We start from the raw sequence: 18181 nt of genomic DNA on the forward strand, positions 1-18181 counted from the left end.
ACCCCTCTTTCCTTTCTCAAACAGGACAGACCACTTCATGAATACAAGTCGCAAGGATGTGTCGGAATACGATACTGATGCCACGTTGAACTCACTCAAGGACAGCCACGCGGCACGACGCGCGATGGACTACTACCTGAAACCAAACGTTGCCGGAACGGAAAAGGAAGAGAAGTTCTTCGAGATCAGGCGCAGCCTGAGCCGCGAGGAAGCCATGATCCACGCCTCCGATCTGCTGCGCTGCGCAGCGGCCACCGCCTATGACGCAGCGGACAATCTGCGAGGCGCTAGCCGTGACCTGGCATTTTCAGTGGTGCACATGATCGATCTGGCCAAGGCCCTGGTGGACAGGTCCCTGGAAAGCCAGCGCTGTGAATCGAGCTGAAGTCTTTGCGCGCGGCTGGGCGCGCGATCAACAACGGGAGTGGAAAAAAAATTTCCATAAGGCGGGGAAAAACATTTGACTTGCAAATGATAATGATTATTATTGCAAGCAACTGATCGCGAGATCAGTCGATAGCCCAAAGGACCTTAGGTCGGACCTTTGGATTATCTCCTCATCAGGCTAATCACGGTTTTTGACCCGGCTTTTTGCCGGGTCTTTTTTTTTGCCAGTTTTTCTGGCTTGGCTTCAGGCTAATGAAGACTGTGGGTGTCGCTAAAAAATAATGGCGGCGATGATAGCAAAAGAATGTCTTTTTGCAAGAGAACGCCCGTCGTAAAGCCTCGGAACGAAAAAAGTAGCGCTTGAGAATCAATCGCATAGCCACTAAGCTTGGCCTGCGTCAAGGACGACGCCCCCCCTTCTTTTACCCCCCCTTGTGTGTAGAGTAGCGGTCATAACAATCCTGCTAAGGAACCGATTATGACCGTGGGCAATCACACTACTTTTCAAGTTTCTGCTGACTTCGATAGCGGCAACATCGAAGTGCTGGACATCAGCAATCCCTTGCAGGCGCTGCTGGCCATCCGTCCGGATACGCGCAGCCCGCACTTCCAGTGGTTTCACTTCAAGGTCAGTGGCCTGCACGTAGGCCAGGAGCACTGGTTTCGCCTGACCAACGCCAGCCAATCCTCCTACAACAAGGCCTGGACCGGCTATCAGGCGGTTGCGTCCTACGACCATGTGAACTGGTTTCGCGTACCGACAATCTTCGAAGGCGACGCCCTGCGCTTCAACCTCGAAGCCAGCCAGACCCACGCCTGGTTCGCCTACTTCGAACCCTACAGCCGCGGCCGCCATGACTGGCTGATCGACCAGGCCCTGACCAAGGCCGGCACCGAGTTGCTGGCAGTGGGCAAAAGCGTCGAAGGCCGGGACATCCAGCTACTGCGCAAGGGCAGCGGCGCCCCCGGCCGACGCAAGATCTGGATCATTGCCCAGCAGCATCCCGGCGAACACATGGCCGAATGGTTCATGGAGGGCGTGATCGAGCGCCTGTTCCATCACGAAGACTCGGAACTCAATGCATTGCTGGCCAAGGCCGACCTGTACCTGGTGCCGAACATGAACCCGGACGGCGCATTCCACGGCCACCTGCGCACCAACGCCCAGGGCCAGGACCTGAACCGCGCCTGGCAGAACGCCAGCCAGGAACTCAGCCCGGAAGTGCTGTTCGTCCAGCAGCAGATGGAGCAATACGGCGTCGACCTGTTTCTCGACGTGCACGGCGATGAGGAGATTCCCCACGTGTTCACCGCCGGCTGCGAAGGCAACCCGGGCTACACCCCGCGCCTGGAGAAGCTCGAAGAGCATTTTCGCCGCCACCTGAAACACCAGACCCGGGATTTCCAGACCACCCACGGCTACACCCGTGACAACCCCGGGCAAGCCAACATGACCCTGGCCTGCAACGCCGTCGGGGAGCAGTACGACTGCCTGGCATTGACCCTGGAAATGCCGTTCAAGGACCACGACGATAACCCCAACCCGCTCACCGGCTGGTCCGGCAAGCGCTCCATGCAACTGGGCAAGGATGTCCTGAGCACCCTGGCCGACCTGGTGGACCACCTGCGCTGACCCTGCCTGACGGCTGCGCAGCCCGTTGCGCAGCCATCAGCCCTGCTCCCCGGCCGGCACCCGTCGGCAATCTTCAGGCCCCAGCAAACGCCCATCCGCCGCACGCAACTCCAGCGCACGCAGCGGTTGCCCGGTTTCCCGGTCGACCATCCGCGAGTGCGCTTCGCCTTCCTGGTAGAAAAACGCCTCGCCCCATTGGCGCAAGCCAATGATCAAGGGAAACAGGCCCTTGCCCTTTTCCGTCAGCACGTATTCCTGGTAGGCGCTGCCATCGGACGCCGGCACGACCTCCAACACACCGTGCTCCACCAGGGTCCGCAGACGGGTGGCGAGGATGTTCTTGGCCATGCCGAGGTTGCGCTGGAACTCGCCAAAACGGCAGATCCCATCAAAGGCATCACGCACGATCAGCAACGACCACCAGTCGCCAATGGCATCCAGTGAACGGGCAACCGGGCACTCGGCATCTTGCAGGCTGGTGCGTTTAACCATGCTGGGCATTCTCCGATCGGACCACTGAAAAGTGGTTGCAATATAAAACCACGATCTTTACCGTACAACTGGTTTCATTATGAAACCATAAAAACGGAGCCCAACATGTCACACCCCCCCTCTGCCCCTGCTGCCTCCCAGCTTTCGACAAGAGTGCTGCTGTTGTTCGCCATCGCCTGCGGCCTGGCGGTGGGCAATGTCTACTACGCCCAACCATTGCTGGATGCCATGGCTCGAAGCTTCAACCTGGCACCGGCCACCGTGGGCATCGTCATCACCCTGACCCAGGTCGGCTACGGCCTTGGCCTGCTGTTGCTGGTCCCCCTGGGTGACCTGTTCAACCGACGCAGGCTGATCGTGATCCAGACCCTGCTCTCGGTGCTGGCCCTGCTCACCGTGGCCCTGGCACCCAGCAGTGGCTGGCTGCTGCTGGGCATGGCAAGCATTGGCCTGCTGGCGGTGGTGACCCAGGTGCTGGTGGCCTACGCCGCCCACCTCGCCCCGGCGGCCCAGCGTGGCCGCACGGTGGGCGTGGTCACCAGCGGCGTGGTGGTCGGCATCCTGCTGGCCCGCACCGTGGCCGGCACCATGGCTGACCTGGCCGGCTGGCGCTCGGTCTATCTGCTGTCCGCCGGCCTGACCCTGCTGGTGGCCGCGGCCCTGTGGCAAGCCCTGCCCAGCCACGAACAACCGCGTGCCAGCCAGGGTTACGGGCAATTGCTCGGCTCGTTGCTGCAGCTGTTCAGGGAGGAGAAAGTGCTGCGGGACCGGGCCGTGCTGGCGATGCTGATCTTCGCCGCCGGCACCGTGCTGTGGACGCCGCTGGTGCTGCCGTTGAGCGCCCCGCCGCTGTCCTTGTCGCACACCGAGATCGGCCTGTTCGGCCTCGCCGGCGCGGCGGGTGCCCTGGGTGCGGCACGGGCCGGGCACCTGGCCGACCGCGGCCTGGCACAGTGGACCAGCGGCCTGGCCCTGGGGCTGATGCTGTTGTCCTGGTTACCCATCGCCTTTACCCAGTCATCGCTGTGGGCCCTGCTGTTCGGGGTGATCAGCTTCGACCTGGGCCTGCAGGCCGTGCACGTCACCAGCCAGAGCCTGATCTACAGCGTGCGCCCCGAAGCCCAGAGCCGCCTGGCTGCTGGCTACATGCTGTTCTATTCCCTGGGCAGCGCCGCCGGCTCCATCGCCGCCACCGCCACCTATGCCTGGGCCGGCTGGATCGGCGTCTGCCTGCTCGGCGCCAGCATCAACGCCGCGGCACTGGCGTACTGGCTGTGGAGCCTGGCCCCGGGCAAGGCGCCGGCCAGGGTCCGTTGCGCCACCTGAACCGGGCACCGCCGAAAATCACCCGGTAGCCGCTCAGAAGCCCACGTCCAGCACCACGTTGTCGACATAGGTGCCGGCCGGCGGGGTGCTCTGGTCGGTGTAGATCCTGGCGTTGTAGTTGAAGACCTGGCTGCCGGTGCCCAGGCCGTTACCCGGGTTCACTTCGGCATCGGTACTGGAGCGCCGGGCACTGCCGACACTGCCCCAACGGGTATTGCCGGCACTTTTGAAGATGTCGTAGGCCAGGTAGTTGCTGCCGGAAATCATCTGCCGCCGCCCGCCTGCGCTCACCGGGTGCTGGCCGTCGCTCAAGCCCACGGTGTAGGCGCTGCCCTTGGTGCAGGCCAGGTTGATGGTCTGCCCGGTCACCGTGGCAAAGGCGCTGATCACCGGCGCGCTGCCGAAGCTGATGTTCGGCGCGGTGATCACGCAGTCGTTGGACACCGTCATGTTGACGGTCAGGCTCTGGGTGCCGCTGCCGATGTCGCGGCCCAGGCAGGCCCCCAGGGCGCCGATCCCGGCGCAATAGTTCCAGCTCCAGAAGATGCTCAGGTTCTCGGTGTAGATGCCCGCCGCGACGTTACTGCCAGTCAGCGTGCCCAGGTAGATCGGCACCGTCTTGGCCACGGTCGGGCTGCCGAGCAGCCCCAGCAGGTCGATGATCGAGTTGCGGGCGAAGTCGAACTGCACCCCGCGCGTGATCGGGTAGCTGGTGCTGTTGTTGGCGTACAGGGTGTAGCTGATGACATCGCCGGTGGGCCCGACCATGCCGCTGGTGCTGGAGGTGATGGTGGCGTAGAAGTGATCGTTGCTGGCCAGAACGCTCAACAGCGAGCCGGTGCAGCTAAGCCCGGCATTGGTGGTGGAAGCCGGCTGCGAGGTGGTGCGCACCAGGATCGAACTGACGGTGCCGAAGCCCGCCGGCGAGGTCGAAACCGTCGTGCACAACGCCTGGGCCGTCAGCGCCATCACGCTCGCCAGCAGCCCCAGCAGTGCCTGTCGCCATCCCATGAACCTGTCCACGTCCCGCACTCCTTTGCCAGGTGATACCGCCGCTACTGACAGACCAGCGGGCCGATCAACGGCACCTGCTGCTGTTGCAGATCCATGTCGAACTGCACCCGGCAGGCCTTGCCATCGGCCAGCTCCACTTGCAGGGTGTTGTGCGCCGAAAGGTTCTCCAGATAGACCAGGCCATCCCAGCCAACCACCGCCCGCGCCCCGCTCTGCTCATGGGTCACGTTGCTGCCCAGGGCCAACTCGCGCTGCTGAGCGTCCACCAGCACCACGCTGGCGGCGATGATCCGGGTCAGCGGAAACTCCAGCAGGTAGCCACTGCCACGCCGCACGGCCACGCGCTGCTCGACATTCGGGCTCTGCACGTTGGCCGGCAGGTTCAGCGGGTCGATCTCGTATTTGCCGCGGTAATAGGCGCTGCTCCAGGGCACCAGCAGATGGCCGTTCTTGTCGGTGTGGCCCACCAGCTGGTTTTCATAGCGCACCGGGATGTCCTTGTAGCCATCGGTGCTGATCACCACGAACGCATCGTCGATGCGGTTGGCGGCGAACACCTGACGGTCCATCCACACCAGCGAGCCGCTGGCATCGGCCCAGCGGGTTTCGGCGTCGCGGGTGCCATAGACCCCGGCCTGCAGGCGCACCGACTGCAGACGCCAGGTGACGTCGGCCTGGCGATAGTCAGCGCCATCGCCGGTAGCGTAGCCGAGGTTGTAGCCGACCCCGCCCTCGATCGGCACCGAACGGCTGAAGTTGACCCGCTGGCGGTTTTCCCCGGCCTTGCTGCGCTCGTTGCTCAGGCTCAGGCTGCCGTGCAGGTCGAAGGGAATCACCAGTTGCGCCTGCATGGCCCAGTGGCTGTCACCTATCTCGCGGTTGGCCGACAGGTAGAAGCTGCTGTTGTGCCACAGCGGCTTGCTCCAGGTCAGGTTCAACAGCCGGGTGCGGGTCGAATCGGCGGCGCGCACATCGAAGTAGCCGGCTCCCAGGCTGCCGAAACGCTCCAGGTTGAGGCTCAGGGTCAGTTGCTCGCTGCGCTGGCTGAGGCTGGTGTAGGGGCTGTCGATCACCGTCAGGTCGGCATACTGGTCGCGCCGCTGCACCCGCTGGTAGGCGACGCTGTAGCGCTGGCTGCTGTACTGGTAGCCGACACTCAGTTGCTGGCCGCCGCTGCCGTCAAAACGGCTCTGGCTGACAGCGGTGTTGATGACCCCGAACTGCCCCAGCCGCAGGTTGCCACCGAGCCCGCCCAGGGTCAGCGAGTCCGAGGCTTCGGCGTGGCCTTCCAGGGTCAGGCTGTCGCTCAGGCCGTAGCGCAGGCTGCCGGAGGTCACCCCGGGGCCATAACCGAAGTCGCGCAGCGTGTAGTCCCGGCGCAGCGTCCCCGCGGCCACCGAGAAATCCGTCAGGCCCTTCTGCAGCAGGGTGCTGGTGACGTAGAACGGCACCGTGGTCGACACCTGCCGGCCGAGCGCATCGGTGGTGACCACCACCGCCTCGCCCGCACCGTTGATAAAGGGAATGTTGGTCAGGGTGTAGGGCCCCGGCTGCACGTCGCTGCTGCTGGATTTGTAGCCATTGATGAACAGGTCCACCGAAGACGGCACCGCCGCCTCCCCGGCAAATTGCGGCAAGGGATAGGTCACCAGGTCCGGGCGCACCGAAAAATCCCGGGACAACTGCAGCCCGCCCAGGCGCACCGAGTTGCTCCAGGGCAAGGCGCCACTGATCACGTCACCGGCTTCATAGGTCAACAGGCGTTCGTCGTCGGAAAAGCGCCAGGTGGTGTCGTAACGCCGGTAGCCGTTGCTCAGTGAGCGGCTTTCAACCCCGGACAGGGTCTGGCGGTACTGCCCGGTGTTGGACAGCGTGCCCCAGGAGTCGAACAGCCGCACCTCGTTCCAGGCCGCCAGGTAGCTGCCGCCGTCATCGGTGTCGTTGAGGTACAGATCGTAGTTGAGCACGCCACCGAAGCTGCTCAGGGCCGGGGTTCGCGGGTAAGCCTGGCGGCTGCCGATGAACTGCTCCGGCAGCCAGTCCGGCGGCACATCGAGCAACAGCCGCTGGCCCTGGCTGTCGTAATCGCTGTGCAGGCCCTGCAGGCTGTCGAGGTCGACCTCGGCGCCCAGGCCCTCGGGCAGCTTGACTGCGCTTTCACGCAGCGCCTGCGTCGACATGAACAGCCGGCCGGAACGCTGCTCCACCGCGACCACTTTCCCCGTGTTCATCTGATTGATCACCAGCTCCAGAAACAACTGCGCATCAGCCATCGACTCCAGGCTGCTGGGCGGTGGCGGCAATTCCCCGGCCGACGCCTCTGCGCTGAGCATCAGGCCGCAGAAGCCGGCCGCCACCCCTTGCAACCAGCGAAAACGACGAGCCGGGTCCTGGCTCATTGCGGGCTCACGTCCATCTATGGACATCTCCATCCCGAGGCGGATGCGCCACCGCGCTCACATCCGTCCATACCTTTGCCGCTGGCTGCCTGGCAGGCAACCGCGCTGCGCACCTGGGTCAGTGTGAAGGGGCCAGGTTCTGCACCTGCGCAGCTCCGTTGACCCGCAACTGCAAGGTCGACTCGGCCGCCAGGGGGTCAGGCAACGGCCAGCGCATCACCGCGCCAGGCAGTACGTAACCCAGCAATCCCGGGGCCACCGGCCGGGTCTGCGCGCCCTGCTTGAAGGCCACATCGGTCAGGCGGGCATGCACCGCTCCCTGGTTGCGCAGCTCGAAAAAGCCCTTGCCGTCCACCGCCACCTTGCGCCAGCTCAAATCCGCCACCCCGGCCCCCTTGGGGTCGCGCGGGCGGGAGGTATCCTCCTTGCTCCAGAGCCCGGGGCCATAGGCGAACAGCGGCACCGAATAACGCATCTGGAAGCGAATCGCCGCCGCGCTCTTGGCATCGCCTTGGGGAGTGACGGGCTTGGCCGAGGGAATCTCGTCAATGATGATCCGGTACGCCAGCTCCTGCCCCGGCGGGATGTCGCGGGTCCGGGTCAGGCGCACCAACTGCTTCTGGCCAGGCTCGATCTTCGCCACCGGCGGGCTGCCGATGACATCGCGCTGGTTCTGGTATTGGTCGGCGAAACCGCTCTGGCTCCAGGCAAACACCCGGATCTGCAGGTTGGCGGTCTCGGTGCCACGGTTTTCCAGCCATAACGCGCTAGCCTGTTGATCGGCCTCAAGGACCGGGTCGATCGGCCAGATCAGTATCGAACTGGCGGCCTGGACCCTGGGCACGGCCGACAACAGCCCCACCAGGATCAGATAACCGGCCCCCCGCATGCCCCGCAAAAGTAAATGCATACTGCTACTCCTTGTACGCCTGCCGGCTGGTTGTTGATTCGCCCCATTACCACGACAGCTGCACCTGCAGCACATCGCTGTACGTCCCCCCAGGCTGATTGCCCGGCAACTGCACCTGCCCGTAGATCGGCAGGCTGATGTTATTGGCATCGCTGTAAGCCACCGCCACGCTCTGGCTGATGCCCAGGCTCTGGCTGTAGGCCGCATCGCTGTACAACTGATAGGCCACCCGGGCACTGCCGCTATTGAGCTGCATGTGCCGCCCACTGCTGTTGTACTGGCCGCCGTCGACCGTCATGTTCAGGGTCACCCCCGGCGTGCACTGCAGCTGCACGCCCCCGGTGAGCGCCACCTTGACCGTGCTGGTGGACAGCGCCGACTGGCTGCCAAAGGCCAGGCTGCCGTAGTTGCTGACGCCGCCCACCACCAGGCAACCGGCGGTGATGGTGGCACTGACCTGAAAACTCTGGCTGGTGGCCGCCGCGATCCAGGCCGGCCAGGCACCGGCACAGGCCACCAGCACCAGCGTACACGCGTGGCTGGCCATGGCATCAGAAGGTCAGCTGCACGGACACCGTGTCGGTGTAGGTGCCGGCGGGCAGGCCGGCCTTGCCCACCGCCTGGCCATAGAGGTTCACGGTCTGCGCCACCCCGGTGCTGGGCGCCAGGTTGATCACGCCGTTGATCGCCACGATCTGCGAATGCCCGGAGTCGGTGTACAGGTCGTAGGGCACGTAGTTGGCCACCCCATCGAACAGCGCCCGGGTGCCGCCGGTGGACTTGCCGTCGTTGGCCCCGCCCTGGATGGTCAGGCTCGGCGTGGTGCCACTGGAGCAAAGGATCGACAGTGCACCGCCGCCACCGCCCAGCACCTGGCCGGTGGCCGTGGTGAACAGGCTGTTGGTGGTGCCGAAGTTCAAGGCCCCGAAGTTCAGGCCGGTGCTGCCGCCGACGCCGTTGACCTGACAGCTGCTGGTGAGGATCAGGGTCGAGCTGATCTGCCCGGTGACCGTGGTGGCGGCATTGGCCGTTGAAGCCATGACCAGCCCCAGCAAGGGCCAGCCGATTCTGGATACAAGCGCGTGCATGATGTGCGTCCTCTCATGGTTACCAATCCAGCGTGATGGTCAGGGTGTCGGTGTAGACCCCTGCCGGAACCGCGCGGGTATTCGCGACCACCGAGCCGAACACCGGAATGGGAATCCGTCTGCCGTTGCTCACTGCGAAATTGCGCTGCTGACCGATGCTGTAGCTGTCGCTACCGGAAGCATCGACGAACAATCGATAGGGAATCGTCTGGCGGCCGTTGCTCAAGCGTCGGGTCGTACCGTCACCGTTGAGGCCACCATTGATGGTCACCGTGAAGCCCGTGACCGAGGTGTTGCAGGCCACCTGCAACGGGCCTTCGGCACTGTCGGTGAGGCTGGCCTTGATCGGCGCGACCCAGGTCGGGCCCTGCTGGCCGAAGTTGAGCATGCCCGCATCGCCGATCGGCTTGACGGCCGGGTCGCCACCGCTGCTGACCTGGCAGGCGGCGGTGATCACCAGGCGTGCCTGGATCTGCCCACTGATCGCGGCCTGCGCATCGTCAGCCAGCAGACACAGCGACCCCAGGGCAACGATCGTCCAGGTCCTGCCTTTCATTGCAGCCATCCCAGCTCCATCAGCCCCCCCACATGAGCCGTTCACCGCGAACAGCTGCCCCTGCCCCGCCCCGATACTCGGCGCAACCTGCATGCCCCGGCCCTACCAGGCCAGGGTCACTTTCACGACATCGGAATACCCCCCGGCCCGGGGAATCTCGGCCATGGGTTCGATACGCCCGTACAAGGGCAGGTCCACCGTACCGGAGTCCGGCACCCGCCCGCTGACCGGCACATTCACCGGCAGCGGAATCCGCCGGGCCGGGTCCTGGTAAAGACGATAGGGAATGGGCTTGCCCGCTTGAGTGTTGCTGGCCAGGTAACGGACCTCGCCAACGCCGCCGTGCAGGCCGCCGTCGATGCGCATCTGATAGGGGGTATCGGGGTTGCATTCCAGGCGCGGCTGGCGGCCGCTGGGCAAGGCCGCCGACAGGGGCCCGGCCGGGTCGTCCAGGCGCGCGGTGCTGCCGAAATCCAGGGTGCCGAGCGACTCGATCCCAGCCTCGCGCTGTTGGCCGACCAACTGGCAGCCACGCAGCACATCGACCCGGACCTGCACCTGCAAGTCCGCGGCGCCTGCCGTCGCGCAAAGCAAGGCGCTCATGACTGCCACCCCCTTATATCCATTCAAGGCCTCAATCCCTTGTGAGAAGCATTTGCTGAAGTGAGGTTAGCAACCTGCGGGGAAACCGCCAGTTAGCGTATTAATTGCCCGGACAATGACTCCGTTCGCAAGGCCGGGCGCAGCCATGCCTTTTCGAGATAACTGGCCGGGGCATTTTCTATTGGTTAAATTGGCGCGCCGCTTTTAAGGTGAGCGGCCTGGAACCATCGGGGTAATCATCATTGGCCGCTTTACCGCCAGCACCTGCACAGACTCGATCTCCCTGGCGTCGCCTGTTCGCCAGGACCTCGCGCCGCCCGAGCGGCGCCAGCGCGCTGATCCACGACTACTTTCACCACAAGGCCCTGGAGCTGGGTTACACCCTGAGCCATGGCCAACGGCGGGTGATAGACAGCATGGGACACCTGGCCGAGGCCCTGCAGCAGGCCACGCCCCAGGCGCCGAGCCTGTACCTGTATGGCGCCGTGGGCCGGGGCAAGAGCTGGCTGCTGGACGGTTTCTTCCGCGCCCTGCCCATCGCCGAAAAGCAGCGCCTGCACTTCCATGACTTCTTCACTCAACTGCACCAGGGCATATTTCGTCACCAGCAACAGGACGACGCCCTGGAAACCACCCTGGACGAGCTGCTCAGCCAGTGCCGGGTGCTGTGCTTCGATGAGTTCCATGTCCACGACATCGGCGACGCCATGCTCATCAGCCGGCTGTTCAAGGCCTTGTTCAAGCGCGGCATCGTGCTGCTGGTGACCTCCAACTACGCCCCCGAAGGCCTGCTGCCCAACCCGCTGTACCACGCCCGCTTCAAGCCGGTGATCGAGCTGATCAATGCGCGCATGCAGGTCATGGAGGTCGGTGGCGCCGAGGACTACCGCAGCCACGCGCAAACCCACGCGCAGCAGGTTTTCACCCGGGGGCAGTATGTCTGGCCCGGCACCGCGGCCCAGCGCCAGGCACTCAAGCTGCCCGAACGCCACGCGCAGGCCACACAGCTGCAGGTTGGCAGCCGCCAGTTGACCACCCGACAGATCCAGCAACGCAGCATCCGCTTCGAATTCAACGACCTGTGCGAGCAGCCCACGGCGGTCATGGACTACCTGGAACTGAGCCGCCAGTTCGACACCTGGATCATCGATGAACTGCCGAAGCTCGCAGAGTGCTCGATCGCCGCCCAGCAGCGCTTCATCAACCTGATCGACGTGCTCTACGACCAGGACAAGCGCCTGCTGCTGATCGGCCAACGGCCCCTGGCTGAAAGCCTGGGCGGCCATGCCATTGACCTGGCGCGAACCCGCAGCCGCCTCGGGCAGCTGCAGGAAGTCGGCCCCGAACATGCACTGGGCTGAACCGCCACAGGCAGGTAGGAAAATGTTACCCATCACCTTTTTCGAGCTCTTTGAGCAGCACCTGCACGACTCAACGCTCGAACATTCGCAGCTGTTCGGCCTGGAGGCGTTCTCTGCCGACGAACTCGCGGCAAAGGGCTATGAACTGATCGGCGATCCGACGGACTTTCACTTCTACGAAAAAAGCCACGCGACGGCTTACCACCGACGAGCGCAGGAAGTGATCCTCAAGTGCTACTTCTTCAACCAGCAACGGCTGGGCAGTGGCTTCAGCATTGTTCGCGGCGTACGCCTTGCCTCTTTGCTCAGGCACTGCAAACGTCTGGAACAACAAGGCAAGGGCACCCGCCCGAACCTGGCCTGGTATTTCTCGGACGACAAGAAAGAAGGCGCCGTGATCCTCAATGACCGGCATGTCATGCGTTTCAACCAATGGAGCCACAAGGGCGCCTATCAGGTGGCAACCCTGGAGAGCGACTTCGACTCCAGCAACCCGCTGGGCCAGGCCGCCACCCGGTCGGTCAAGCACACCTTTGAGCACCACAGCCTGTCGTCGATGCGCAAAGAGGCCCGCAACGCCAGGCAACCGGGTGCATTTCGCAGGCTGCTCGGAGCGCTACACGATGCCATTTGATCGCGATGAGCTCTATCGACTGGCCGCTGGCCTTTTGCGGGCCCTGCAGGATGGAAACCCGGCAGGGTTATCGGCGTTTGGCGTCAGCCCGGCCATGTATGAGGAAATCACCGAAGAGCTGGAGTACTCGGGGGAGCAGCTTGCGCACCTGGCGATGCCTCCTTGTGAGATCGCCAGCCAAGCGGACCGCACCGGCAGGGTCGCCCTGGACATCTACCCGCTGCAGGCCGATCCGCACACCCTGAGAGTGGCCTGCCAGCTGTGGTCCAAAGGCCAGAAGACCGAGCTCACGCTGATTGCCGACTACAGGGAACAACACCAGCAGGCCGCCCTGACCTTCAGGCTACTGGAAACCCAGTAACCCTCGCCCTGGGACAACCCACCGCTTAGGCAGCAAAACCGGCCGATCTGCTTTATCCTCCCCGCCCTTCTCCTTCTTTCGAGTGTTGACGCTGTTCATGGATACCCTTGCCCAACTGCGGGCCGGCCAGCTGGCCGGAATCAAGCGCCTGGACCTGTCCTGTGGACTGACCGAGTTCCCCCGGGAGATCTTCGATCTCGCCGACTCCCTGGAAATCCTCAACCTCAGCGGCAATGCCCTGAGCAGCCTGCCCGACGACCTGCATCGGCTCGGCCGCCTGCGCATCCTGTTCTGCTCGGACAATCAGTTTCGCGAAGTGCCGGCCTGCGTCGGCCAATGCGCGCAACTGAGCATGATCGGCTTCAAGGCCAACCGCATCGAGCGGGTGCCGGCCGCCGCGCTGCCGCCGCAGTTGCGCTGGCTGATCCTCACCGACAACTGCATCAGCGAGTTGCCGCAAGAGCTGGGTAACCGTCCGCTGCTGCAAAAGCTCATGCTCTCCGGCAACCGCCTGACCCGGCTGCCCGAGAGCCTGAGCCAGTGCCATCGCCTGGAGCTGCTGCGGATCGCCGCCAACCACCTGAGCGAACTGCCACCGTTCCTCCTGGCCCTGCCGCGCCTGACCTGGCTGGCCTACGCCGGCAACCCGCTGGAGTCGGAAGCCGACGCCACGGCGCTGGCCTCCACGCCGAGCATTCCCTGGAGCGAACTGACCCTGCAACAGCGCCTGGGCGAAGGCGCCTCGGGGGTGATTCACCAGGCCCAGTGGCAACCCGCCGGGCAACCGCCGCGCGCGGTGGCGGTCAAGCTGTACAAGGGCGAGATGACCAGCGACGGCTCGCCGCTGCACGAAATGAACGCCTGCATCAGCGCCGGGCTGCACCCGAACCTGATCCGCGTCGAAGGCCGGGTCCTGGATCATCCCCAAGGGCAGAACGGCTTGGTGATGCAATTGATCGACACACGCTTTGCCAACCTGGCGGCGCTGCCGAGCCTGGACTCCTGCTCCCGGGACATCTACCCGGACAACGCCTGCTTCAACGCCGACGTGACCCTGGGCATCGCCCGGGGCATGGCCTCGGTGGGCGCGCACCTGCACGCGCAGGGCATTACCCATGGCGACCTCTATGGCCACAACACCTTGTGGAATGCACAGGGCGACTGCCTGCTGGGGGATTTCGGCGCGGCATCCTTCCATGCCCAGGACGACACCGAGCAAAGCCGGGCGCTGCAACGCCTGGAAGTGCGGGCCTTCGGCATCTTGCTGGAAGAACTGCTGGAGCGTGGGGATGGTTCGCTGAGCCTGGGGCAACAACAGAAACTGACGGCGCTGGTGCAGCGCTGCTGTCAGCCAGAGGTACTGGCGCGACCGGATTTTGCCCGGATCTGCGAGGAGTTGGCGGGGCTCTAAAAAGCCTCAAAGGCCAGACGGCGCCTACACCACAATCAGGTAGGAGCCGGCTGGCCGGCGAATGGCGGCTTAACCCGCCAGGCCGACGAACATGTCCTGCACGTCGTCATGGTTGTCCAGGCCTTCGAGGAAGGCTTCGACTTCAGCCATCTGCTCATCGCTCAGGCCGCTGACCGGGTTCTTCGGCTGGTAGCCGAGCTTGGCCGACAACACGGTGAACCCCTGCTCGGGCAAGGCCTTCTGCACCGCGTCGAGGTCCGCAGGCTCGGTCAGGAACAGGGTCGCGCCCTCCTCCCCCGGCTCGAAATCCTGGGCACCGGCTTCGATGGCGGCCAGTTCCGGATCGGCGTCCGGGCTGTCCGGCGAGGCTTCGATCATGCCCACGTGGTTGAAATCCCAGGACACCGAACCCGAAGCGCCCATCTGGCCCTTGCGGAAGGCCACGCGGATTTCCGCCACGGTGCGGTTGATGTTGTCGGTCACGCATTCAACGATCAGCGGCACCTGGTGCGGGGCAAAACCTTCGTAGGTCACGCGGTGGTACTGCACGGTCTCGCCGAGCTGGCCCGAGCCTTTCTTGATGGCACGCTCAAGGGTCTCACGCGGCATCGAAGCCTTTTTCGCCTGTTCCACCACCAGCCGCAGGTGGGCGTTGGTGGCGACGTCAGCGCCGTTACGTGCGGCGATGGTGATCTCTTTCACCAGCTTGCCGAAAATCTTGCCCTTGGCGTTGGCTGCCGCTTCTTTGTGTTTAACCTTCCACTGTGCGCCCATTACTCACTCTCTTGATCTATGGCGTCGAGTTGGATTTGGCCGACGCGATGGGCAAGTTTATACGTCCTCAAGGCCCTGATCGACCAAAAAGTCAGTGCCGGCTGCAGCCGCGACAGGTTCAGCCGGGGCCAGGTTCAGGAATGCCTGAATCAACCGCAGCTCGCGGCGCCGCTCGATGCAGCCGAGCATGTGCCGGTTGACCAGGCCCGCGCCGCGAATCGGCACGGTTCGCACCCGCGGGTCGTGGCCGACTTCCGCCGAGCTGACGACCCCCACCCCCAATTGCGCCGCCACCGCCTCGGTCACCGCTTCGCGGCTGTCCAGCTCCAGCAGCACCCGTGGCTGGACCTTGGCCAGCGCGCAGGCTTCATCGAAGGTACGGCGGGTGATCGAACTGGGTTCGCGCAGCACCATGATCACCTGGTCCAGTTGCTCGATGGCGATACCGTCGGCCAGGGCCAGCCAGGGGTGAGCTTCGGGCACCAGGGCACAGACCCGCGACTCGCCCAGGCTTTGCAGGTGCAGGCCCTTGCGCGGCTCGACCTCGGTCAGCAGCGCCACGTCAGCGTGCTCGGACAACAGCGCGGCCAGGGTTTCCTGGGCATTGCCCAGGCGCAGGTTGACCGTCACCCCCGGATACTGCGCCCGCAGACTGGCGAGCATCGGCATGACCAGATGCGGGCCGTCGGCCGCCACTTCCAGGCGCCCGGTCAGCAGTTGCCGGTTGGCTTCGAGCATGGCCTGGGCCTCTTGCGCCAGGCCGAACATGGCCCGGGTAATGGCCGCCAGCTGGGTGCCCTCTTCGGTCAGCTCCACCCGGCGCGCGGTGCGCCGCAGCAAGGTGATCTGGTAATGCTCTTCCAGGGCCTTGATATGCCCGGTGACGGCCGGCTGGCTGATGAACAGCCGCGCGGCGGCGCGGGTAAAGCTGCCTTCCCGGGCCACGGCGTCGAATGCGCGCAGTTGAAACAGGTTCATATCTATCGGCCTCACTGATGGCTGGCATAACAACAAACAATTTGATTGATGACAAGGCAAACTGCAATTTAGTCCCCGTAGCGTCATCCCCACTTTTTCGAGGACACCGCATGCGCATCACCGAGCCCCTCCTGCTGACCCCCGGGCCCCTGACCACCTCCGCCCGCACCCGCCAGGCGATGCTGGTGGACTGGGGTTCATGGGATGAGCGCTTCAACCAACTGACCGCCAGCCTGTGCCAACAACTGCTGGCCATCGCCAACGGCGCCGACAGCCACCACTGCGTGCCCCTGCAAGGCAGCGGCACGTTCGCCGTGGAAGCGGCCATCGGCACCCTGGTGCCGCGCGAGGGCAAGGTCCTGGTGCTGATCAACGGCGCCTACGGCAAGCGCCTGGCGAAGATCTGCGAAGTGCTCGGCCGAGATTTCAGCACCTTCGAAACCGCCGAAGACCAGCCCACCACCGCCACCGACGTCAAGCGCCTGCTCCAGGCCGACCGCGCCATCAGCCACGTGGCGCTGATCCACTGCGAAACCAGCACCGGCATCCTCAACCCACTGCCGGAGATCGCCCGGGTGGTGGCCGACCACGGCAAGCGCCTGATCATCGACGCCATGAGTTCCTTTGGCGCTCTGCCCATCGATGCCCGGCACATCCCCTTCGACGCGCTGATCGCCGCCTCCGGCAAATGCCTGGAAGGCGTGCCCGGCATGGGCTTTGTCCTGGCCGACAAACACTCCCTGGCCCAAGCCGCCGGCAATGCCCACTCCCTGGCCATGGACCTGCACGACCAGCACGGCTACATGGCCAGGACCGGCCAGTGGCGCTTCACCCCGCCGACCCACGTGGTGGCCGCACTGCACGAAGCCCTGCTGCAATACAACGAGCAAGGCGGCCTGCCGGCGCGCCACGCCCGCTACGCCGACAACTGCCGGGCGCTGCTGCAAGGCATGGGCGAACTGGGCCTGCAGAGCTTTCTGCCGGAGGCGATCCAGGCGCCGATCATCGTCACCTTCCACGCGCCGAAAGACCCGCGCTACCAGTTCAAGGAGTTCTACGAACGGGTCAAGGCCAAGGGTTTCATCCTCTACCCGGGCAAGCTGACCCAGGTCGACACCTTCCGCGTGGGCTGCATCGGCCATGTCGACCGCCACGGCATGCAAGCCGCGGTGAGCGCCATCGGCGAAGTCCTGCGGGAGATGCAAGTCCTCGACCTCTAACGCCCCCGCGCCCCTGTAGGAGCGAGCTTGCTCGCGAATCAGGCGCCGCGATCCCCGAACCTTTTTTCGCGAGCACGCTCGCCCCTGCAACAGGCACTGCAACCATGAACTACAGCAACCCCACCCAGCTGCAAGCCGCCATCCTCGACTGGGCCGGCACCGTGGTCGACTTCGGCTCCTTCGCCCCGACCCAGATCTTTGTCGAAGCCTTCGCCGAGTTCGATGTCCAGGTCTCCATCGAAGAAGCCCGCGGCCCCATGGGCATGGGCAAATGGGACCATATCCGTACCCTGTGCAACCTGCCGGAGGTGGCCGAACGCTACCGCCAAGTCTTCGGCCGCACCCCGACCGACGCCGACGTCACCGCCATCTATGAGCGCTTCATGCCGTTGCAGATCGAGAAGATCGCCGAGCATTCGGCACTGATTCCCGGTGCCCTGGAAGTGATCACCCAGTTGCGCGGGCAAGGGATCAAGATCGGTTCCTGCTCCGGTTACCCCAAGCAGGTGATGGACAAGGTGGTGGCCCTGGCCGCGACCAACGGCTACGTCGCCGACCACGTGGTGGCCACCGACGAAGTGCCCAACGGCCGCCCCTGGCCGGCCCAGGCCCTGGCCAACGTGATCGCTCTGGGCATCGACGATGTCGCCGCCTGCGTGAAAATCGACGACACCGTGCCAGGCATTCTCGAAGGCCGCCGCGCCGGCATGTGGACCGTGGCGCTGACCTGCTCGGGCAACGCCCTGGGCCTGGCCTATGAGGCCTACCGGGCCCTGCCCTGCGACACCCTGGCCAGCGAGCGCCAGCGCATCCACGCGCTGTTCGAGGGCTCGCGCCCGCATTACATGATCGACACCATCGCCGACCTGCCCGCGGTGATTGCCGACATCAACCAGCGCCTGGCCCGGGGGGAAATGCCTCAGGGCCACTGATTCGCCTTCTGCCACAGGGCCAGAACGGCGGTGCCTTCGGGGCCGCCGTTTTTTTGCCTGCGCCGCGGGCCAGAGCATCGGGGAATGGAATAAAAGCTGCCG

Annotated in this window: 19 protein-coding genes; 9 read left to right on the forward strand and 10 right to left on the reverse strand. The window is 64.6% G+C overall.

Annotated elements, in window-relative coordinates:
- Positions 1 to 37: 37 nt before the first annotated feature.
- Both LXM55_RS20495 and LXM55_RS20500 read left to right on the forward strand, forming a co-directional pair.
- Complete coding sequence (locus LXM55_RS20495) at positions 38 to 385, forward strand: DUF6124 family protein (RefSeq protein WP_233322049.1); 348 nt, start codon at positions 38 to 40, stop codon at positions 383 to 385.
- Positions 386 to 865: 480 nt separating this feature from the next.
- Complete coding sequence (locus tag LXM55_RS20500) at positions 866 to 2020, forward strand: M14 family metallopeptidase (RefSeq protein ID WP_233322050.1); 1155 nt, start codon at positions 866 to 868, stop codon at positions 2018 to 2020.
- A 36-nt stretch (positions 2021 to 2056) separates the two neighbouring features.
- Here the strand turns inward: LXM55_RS20500 and LXM55_RS20505 are convergent, their stop codons facing one another.
- On the reverse strand, positions 2057 to 2512 hold the full coding sequence (locus LXM55_RS20505) for a winged helix-turn-helix transcriptional regulator (RefSeq protein ID WP_233322051.1): 456 nt from the start codon (positions 2510 to 2512) through the stop codon (positions 2057 to 2059).
- A 105-nt stretch (positions 2513 to 2617) separates the two neighbouring features.
- Here LXM55_RS20505 and LXM55_RS20510 point away from each other — a divergent pair, with 105 nt between their 5' ends.
- Positions 2618 to 3838, forward strand: coding sequence for an MFS transporter (locus LXM55_RS20510; RefSeq protein ID WP_233322052.1), 1221 nt, complete (start codon positions 2618 to 2620; stop codon positions 3836 to 3838).
- Positions 3839 to 3871: 33 nt separating this feature from the next.
- Here the strand turns inward: LXM55_RS20510 and LXM55_RS20515 are convergent, their stop codons facing one another.
- From LXM55_RS20515 to LXM55_RS20545, 7 genes are all read right to left on the reverse strand, one after another.
- Complete coding sequence (locus LXM55_RS20515) at positions 3872 to 4849, reverse strand: Csu type fimbrial protein (RefSeq protein WP_233322268.1); 978 nt, start codon at positions 4847 to 4849, stop codon at positions 3872 to 3874.
- A gap of 44 nt (positions 4850 to 4893) precedes the next feature.
- The gene (locus LXM55_RS20520; RefSeq protein ID WP_233322053.1) at positions 4894 to 7251 is read right to left on the reverse strand and encodes a fimbria/pilus outer membrane usher protein; all 2358 of its coding nucleotides are present in this window, start codon (positions 7249 to 7251) and stop codon (positions 4894 to 4896) included.
- Positions 7252 to 7369: 118 nt separating this feature from the next.
- Positions 7370 to 8140, reverse strand: a complete 771-nt coding sequence (locus tag LXM55_RS20525) for a fimbrial biogenesis chaperone (protein WP_233322269.1) — start codon at positions 8138 to 8140, stop codon at positions 7370 to 7372.
- 67 nt (positions 8141 to 8207) lie between these two features.
- Positions 8208 to 8708, reverse strand: coding sequence for a Csu type fimbrial protein (locus LXM55_RS20530; protein WP_233322054.1), 501 nt, complete (start codon positions 8706 to 8708; stop codon positions 8208 to 8210).
- Positions 8709 to 8712: 4 nt separating this feature from the next.
- Complete coding sequence (locus LXM55_RS20535; RefSeq protein ID WP_233322055.1) at positions 8713 to 9249, reverse strand: Csu type fimbrial protein; 537 nt, start codon at positions 9247 to 9249, stop codon at positions 8713 to 8715.
- Between the two features lie 19 nt (positions 9250 to 9268).
- Positions 9269 to 9805, reverse strand: coding sequence for a Csu type fimbrial protein (locus LXM55_RS20540; RefSeq protein ID WP_233322270.1), 537 nt, complete (start codon positions 9803 to 9805; stop codon positions 9269 to 9271).
- 102 nt (positions 9806 to 9907) lie between these two features.
- Positions 9908 to 10408, reverse strand: a complete 501-nt coding sequence (locus tag LXM55_RS20545) for a Csu type fimbrial protein (RefSeq protein ID WP_233322056.1) — start codon at positions 10406 to 10408, stop codon at positions 9908 to 9910.
- A gap of 242 nt (positions 10409 to 10650) precedes the next feature.
- Here LXM55_RS20545 and zapE point away from each other — a divergent pair, with 242 nt between their 5' ends.
- The 4 genes from zapE (at position 10651) to LXM55_RS20565 (ending at position 14175) form a co-directional block, all read left to right on the forward strand.
- Positions 10651 to 11769, forward strand: a complete 1119-nt coding sequence (gene zapE, locus LXM55_RS20550; protein WP_233322057.1) for a cell division protein ZapE — start codon at positions 10651 to 10653, stop codon at positions 11767 to 11769.
- Positions 11770 to 11791: 22 nt separating this feature from the next.
- Positions 11792 to 12403, forward strand: a complete 612-nt coding sequence (locus tag LXM55_RS20555; RefSeq protein WP_233322058.1) for a hypothetical protein — start codon at positions 11792 to 11794, stop codon at positions 12401 to 12403.
- Positions 12393 to 12764, forward strand: a complete 372-nt coding sequence (locus tag LXM55_RS20560; RefSeq protein ID WP_233322059.1) for a hypothetical protein — start codon at positions 12393 to 12395, stop codon at positions 12762 to 12764. The genes LXM55_RS20555 and LXM55_RS20560 overlap by 11 nt, the downstream gene beginning before the upstream one ends.
- A gap of 97 nt (positions 12765 to 12861) precedes the next feature.
- Positions 12862 to 14175, forward strand: coding sequence for a leucine-rich repeat-containing protein kinase family protein (locus tag LXM55_RS20565; RefSeq protein WP_233322060.1), 1314 nt, complete (start codon positions 12862 to 12864; stop codon positions 14173 to 14175).
- A 69-nt stretch (positions 14176 to 14244) separates the two neighbouring features.
- Here the strand turns inward: LXM55_RS20565 and LXM55_RS20570 are convergent, their stop codons facing one another.
- Together LXM55_RS20570 and LXM55_RS20575 are read right to left on the reverse strand one after the other, a co-directional pair.
- On the reverse strand, positions 14245 to 14949 hold the full coding sequence (locus LXM55_RS20570; protein WP_233322061.1) for a YebC/PmpR family DNA-binding transcriptional regulator: 705 nt from the start codon (positions 14947 to 14949) through the stop codon (positions 14245 to 14247).
- A 57-nt stretch (positions 14950 to 15006) separates the two neighbouring features.
- Positions 15007 to 15927, reverse strand: a complete 921-nt coding sequence (locus LXM55_RS20575; RefSeq protein ID WP_233322062.1) for a LysR substrate-binding domain-containing protein — start codon at positions 15925 to 15927, stop codon at positions 15007 to 15009.
- A gap of 110 nt (positions 15928 to 16037) precedes the next feature.
- Here LXM55_RS20575 and LXM55_RS20580 point away from each other — a divergent pair, with 110 nt between their 5' ends.
- Both LXM55_RS20580 and phnX read left to right on the forward strand, forming a co-directional pair.
- Positions 16038 to 17147, forward strand: a complete 1110-nt coding sequence (locus LXM55_RS20580; RefSeq protein ID WP_233322063.1) for a 2-aminoethylphosphonate--pyruvate transaminase — start codon at positions 16038 to 16040, stop codon at positions 17145 to 17147.
- A gap of 104 nt (positions 17148 to 17251) precedes the next feature.
- Entirely contained in the window at positions 17252 to 18079 is an 828-nt protein-coding gene (phnX, locus tag LXM55_RS20585) for a phosphonoacetaldehyde hydrolase (RefSeq protein WP_233322064.1), read from the forward strand.
- Positions 18080 to 18181 lie beyond the last annotated feature (102 nt).

This window comes from Pseudomonas sp. Au-Pse12 (assembly GCF_021341665.1).
Classification (GTDB): domain Bacteria; phylum Pseudomonadota; class Gammaproteobacteria; order Pseudomonadales; family Pseudomonadaceae; genus Aquipseudomonas.

Bases quoted from the DNA above. Each gene is read 5' to 3' on its own strand.
- LXM55_RS20495 (WP_233322049.1), top strand. From the start codon at position 38: ATGAATACAAGTCGCAAGGATGTGTCGGAATACGATACTGATGCCACG.
- LXM55_RS20500 (WP_233322050.1), top strand. From the start codon at position 866: ATGACCGTGGGCAATCACACTACTTTTCAAGTTTCTGCTGACTTCGAT.
- LXM55_RS20505 (WP_233322051.1), bottom strand. From the start codon at position 2,512: ATGGTTAAACGCACCAGCCTGCAAGATGCCGAGTGCCCGGTTGCCCGT.
- LXM55_RS20510 (WP_233322052.1), top strand. From the start codon at position 2,618: ATGTCACACCCCCCCTCTGCCCCTGCTGCCTCCCAGCTTTCGACAAGA.
- LXM55_RS20515 (WP_233322268.1), bottom strand. From the start codon at position 4,849: ATGGGATGGCGACAGGCACTGCTGGGGCTGCTGGCGAGCGTGATGGCG.
- LXM55_RS20520 (WP_233322053.1), bottom strand. From the start codon at position 7,251: ATGAGCCAGGACCCGGCTCGTCGTTTTCGCTGGTTGCAAGGGGTGGCG.
- LXM55_RS20525 (WP_233322269.1), bottom strand. From the start codon at position 8,140: ATGCGGGGGGCCGGTTATCTGATCCTGGTGGGGCTGTTGTCGGCCGTG.
- LXM55_RS20530 (WP_233322054.1), bottom strand. From the start codon at position 8,708: ATGGCCAGCCACGCGTGTACGCTGGTGCTGGTGGCCTGTGCCGGTGCC.
- LXM55_RS20535 (WP_233322055.1), bottom strand. From the start codon at position 9,249: ATGCACGCGCTTGTATCCAGAATCGGCTGGCCCTTGCTGGGGCTGGTC.
- LXM55_RS20540 (WP_233322270.1), bottom strand. From the start codon at position 9,805: ATGAAAGGCAGGACCTGGACGATCGTTGCCCTGGGGTCGCTGTGTCTG.
- LXM55_RS20545 (WP_233322056.1), bottom strand. From the start codon at position 10,408: ATGAGCGCCTTGCTTTGCGCGACGGCAGGCGCCGCGGACTTGCAGGTG.
- LXM55_RS20555 (WP_233322058.1), top strand. From the start codon at position 11,792: ATGTTACCCATCACCTTTTTCGAGCTCTTTGAGCAGCACCTGCACGAC.
- LXM55_RS20560 (WP_233322059.1), top strand. From the start codon at position 12,393: ATGCCATTTGATCGCGATGAGCTCTATCGACTGGCCGCTGGCCTTTTG.
- LXM55_RS20565 (WP_233322060.1), top strand. From the start codon at position 12,862: ATGGATACCCTTGCCCAACTGCGGGCCGGCCAGCTGGCCGGAATCAAG.
- LXM55_RS20570 (WP_233322061.1), bottom strand. From the start codon at position 14,949: ATGGGCGCACAGTGGAAGGTTAAACACAAAGAAGCGGCAGCCAACGCC.
- LXM55_RS20575 (WP_233322062.1), bottom strand. From the start codon at position 15,927: ATGAACCTGTTTCAACTGCGCGCATTCGACGCCGTGGCCCGGGAAGGC.
- LXM55_RS20580 (WP_233322063.1), top strand. From the start codon at position 16,038: ATGCGCATCACCGAGCCCCTCCTGCTGACCCCCGGGCCCCTGACCACC.
- phnX (WP_233322064.1), top strand. From the start codon at position 17,252: ATGAACTACAGCAACCCCACCCAGCTGCAAGCCGCCATCCTCGACTGG.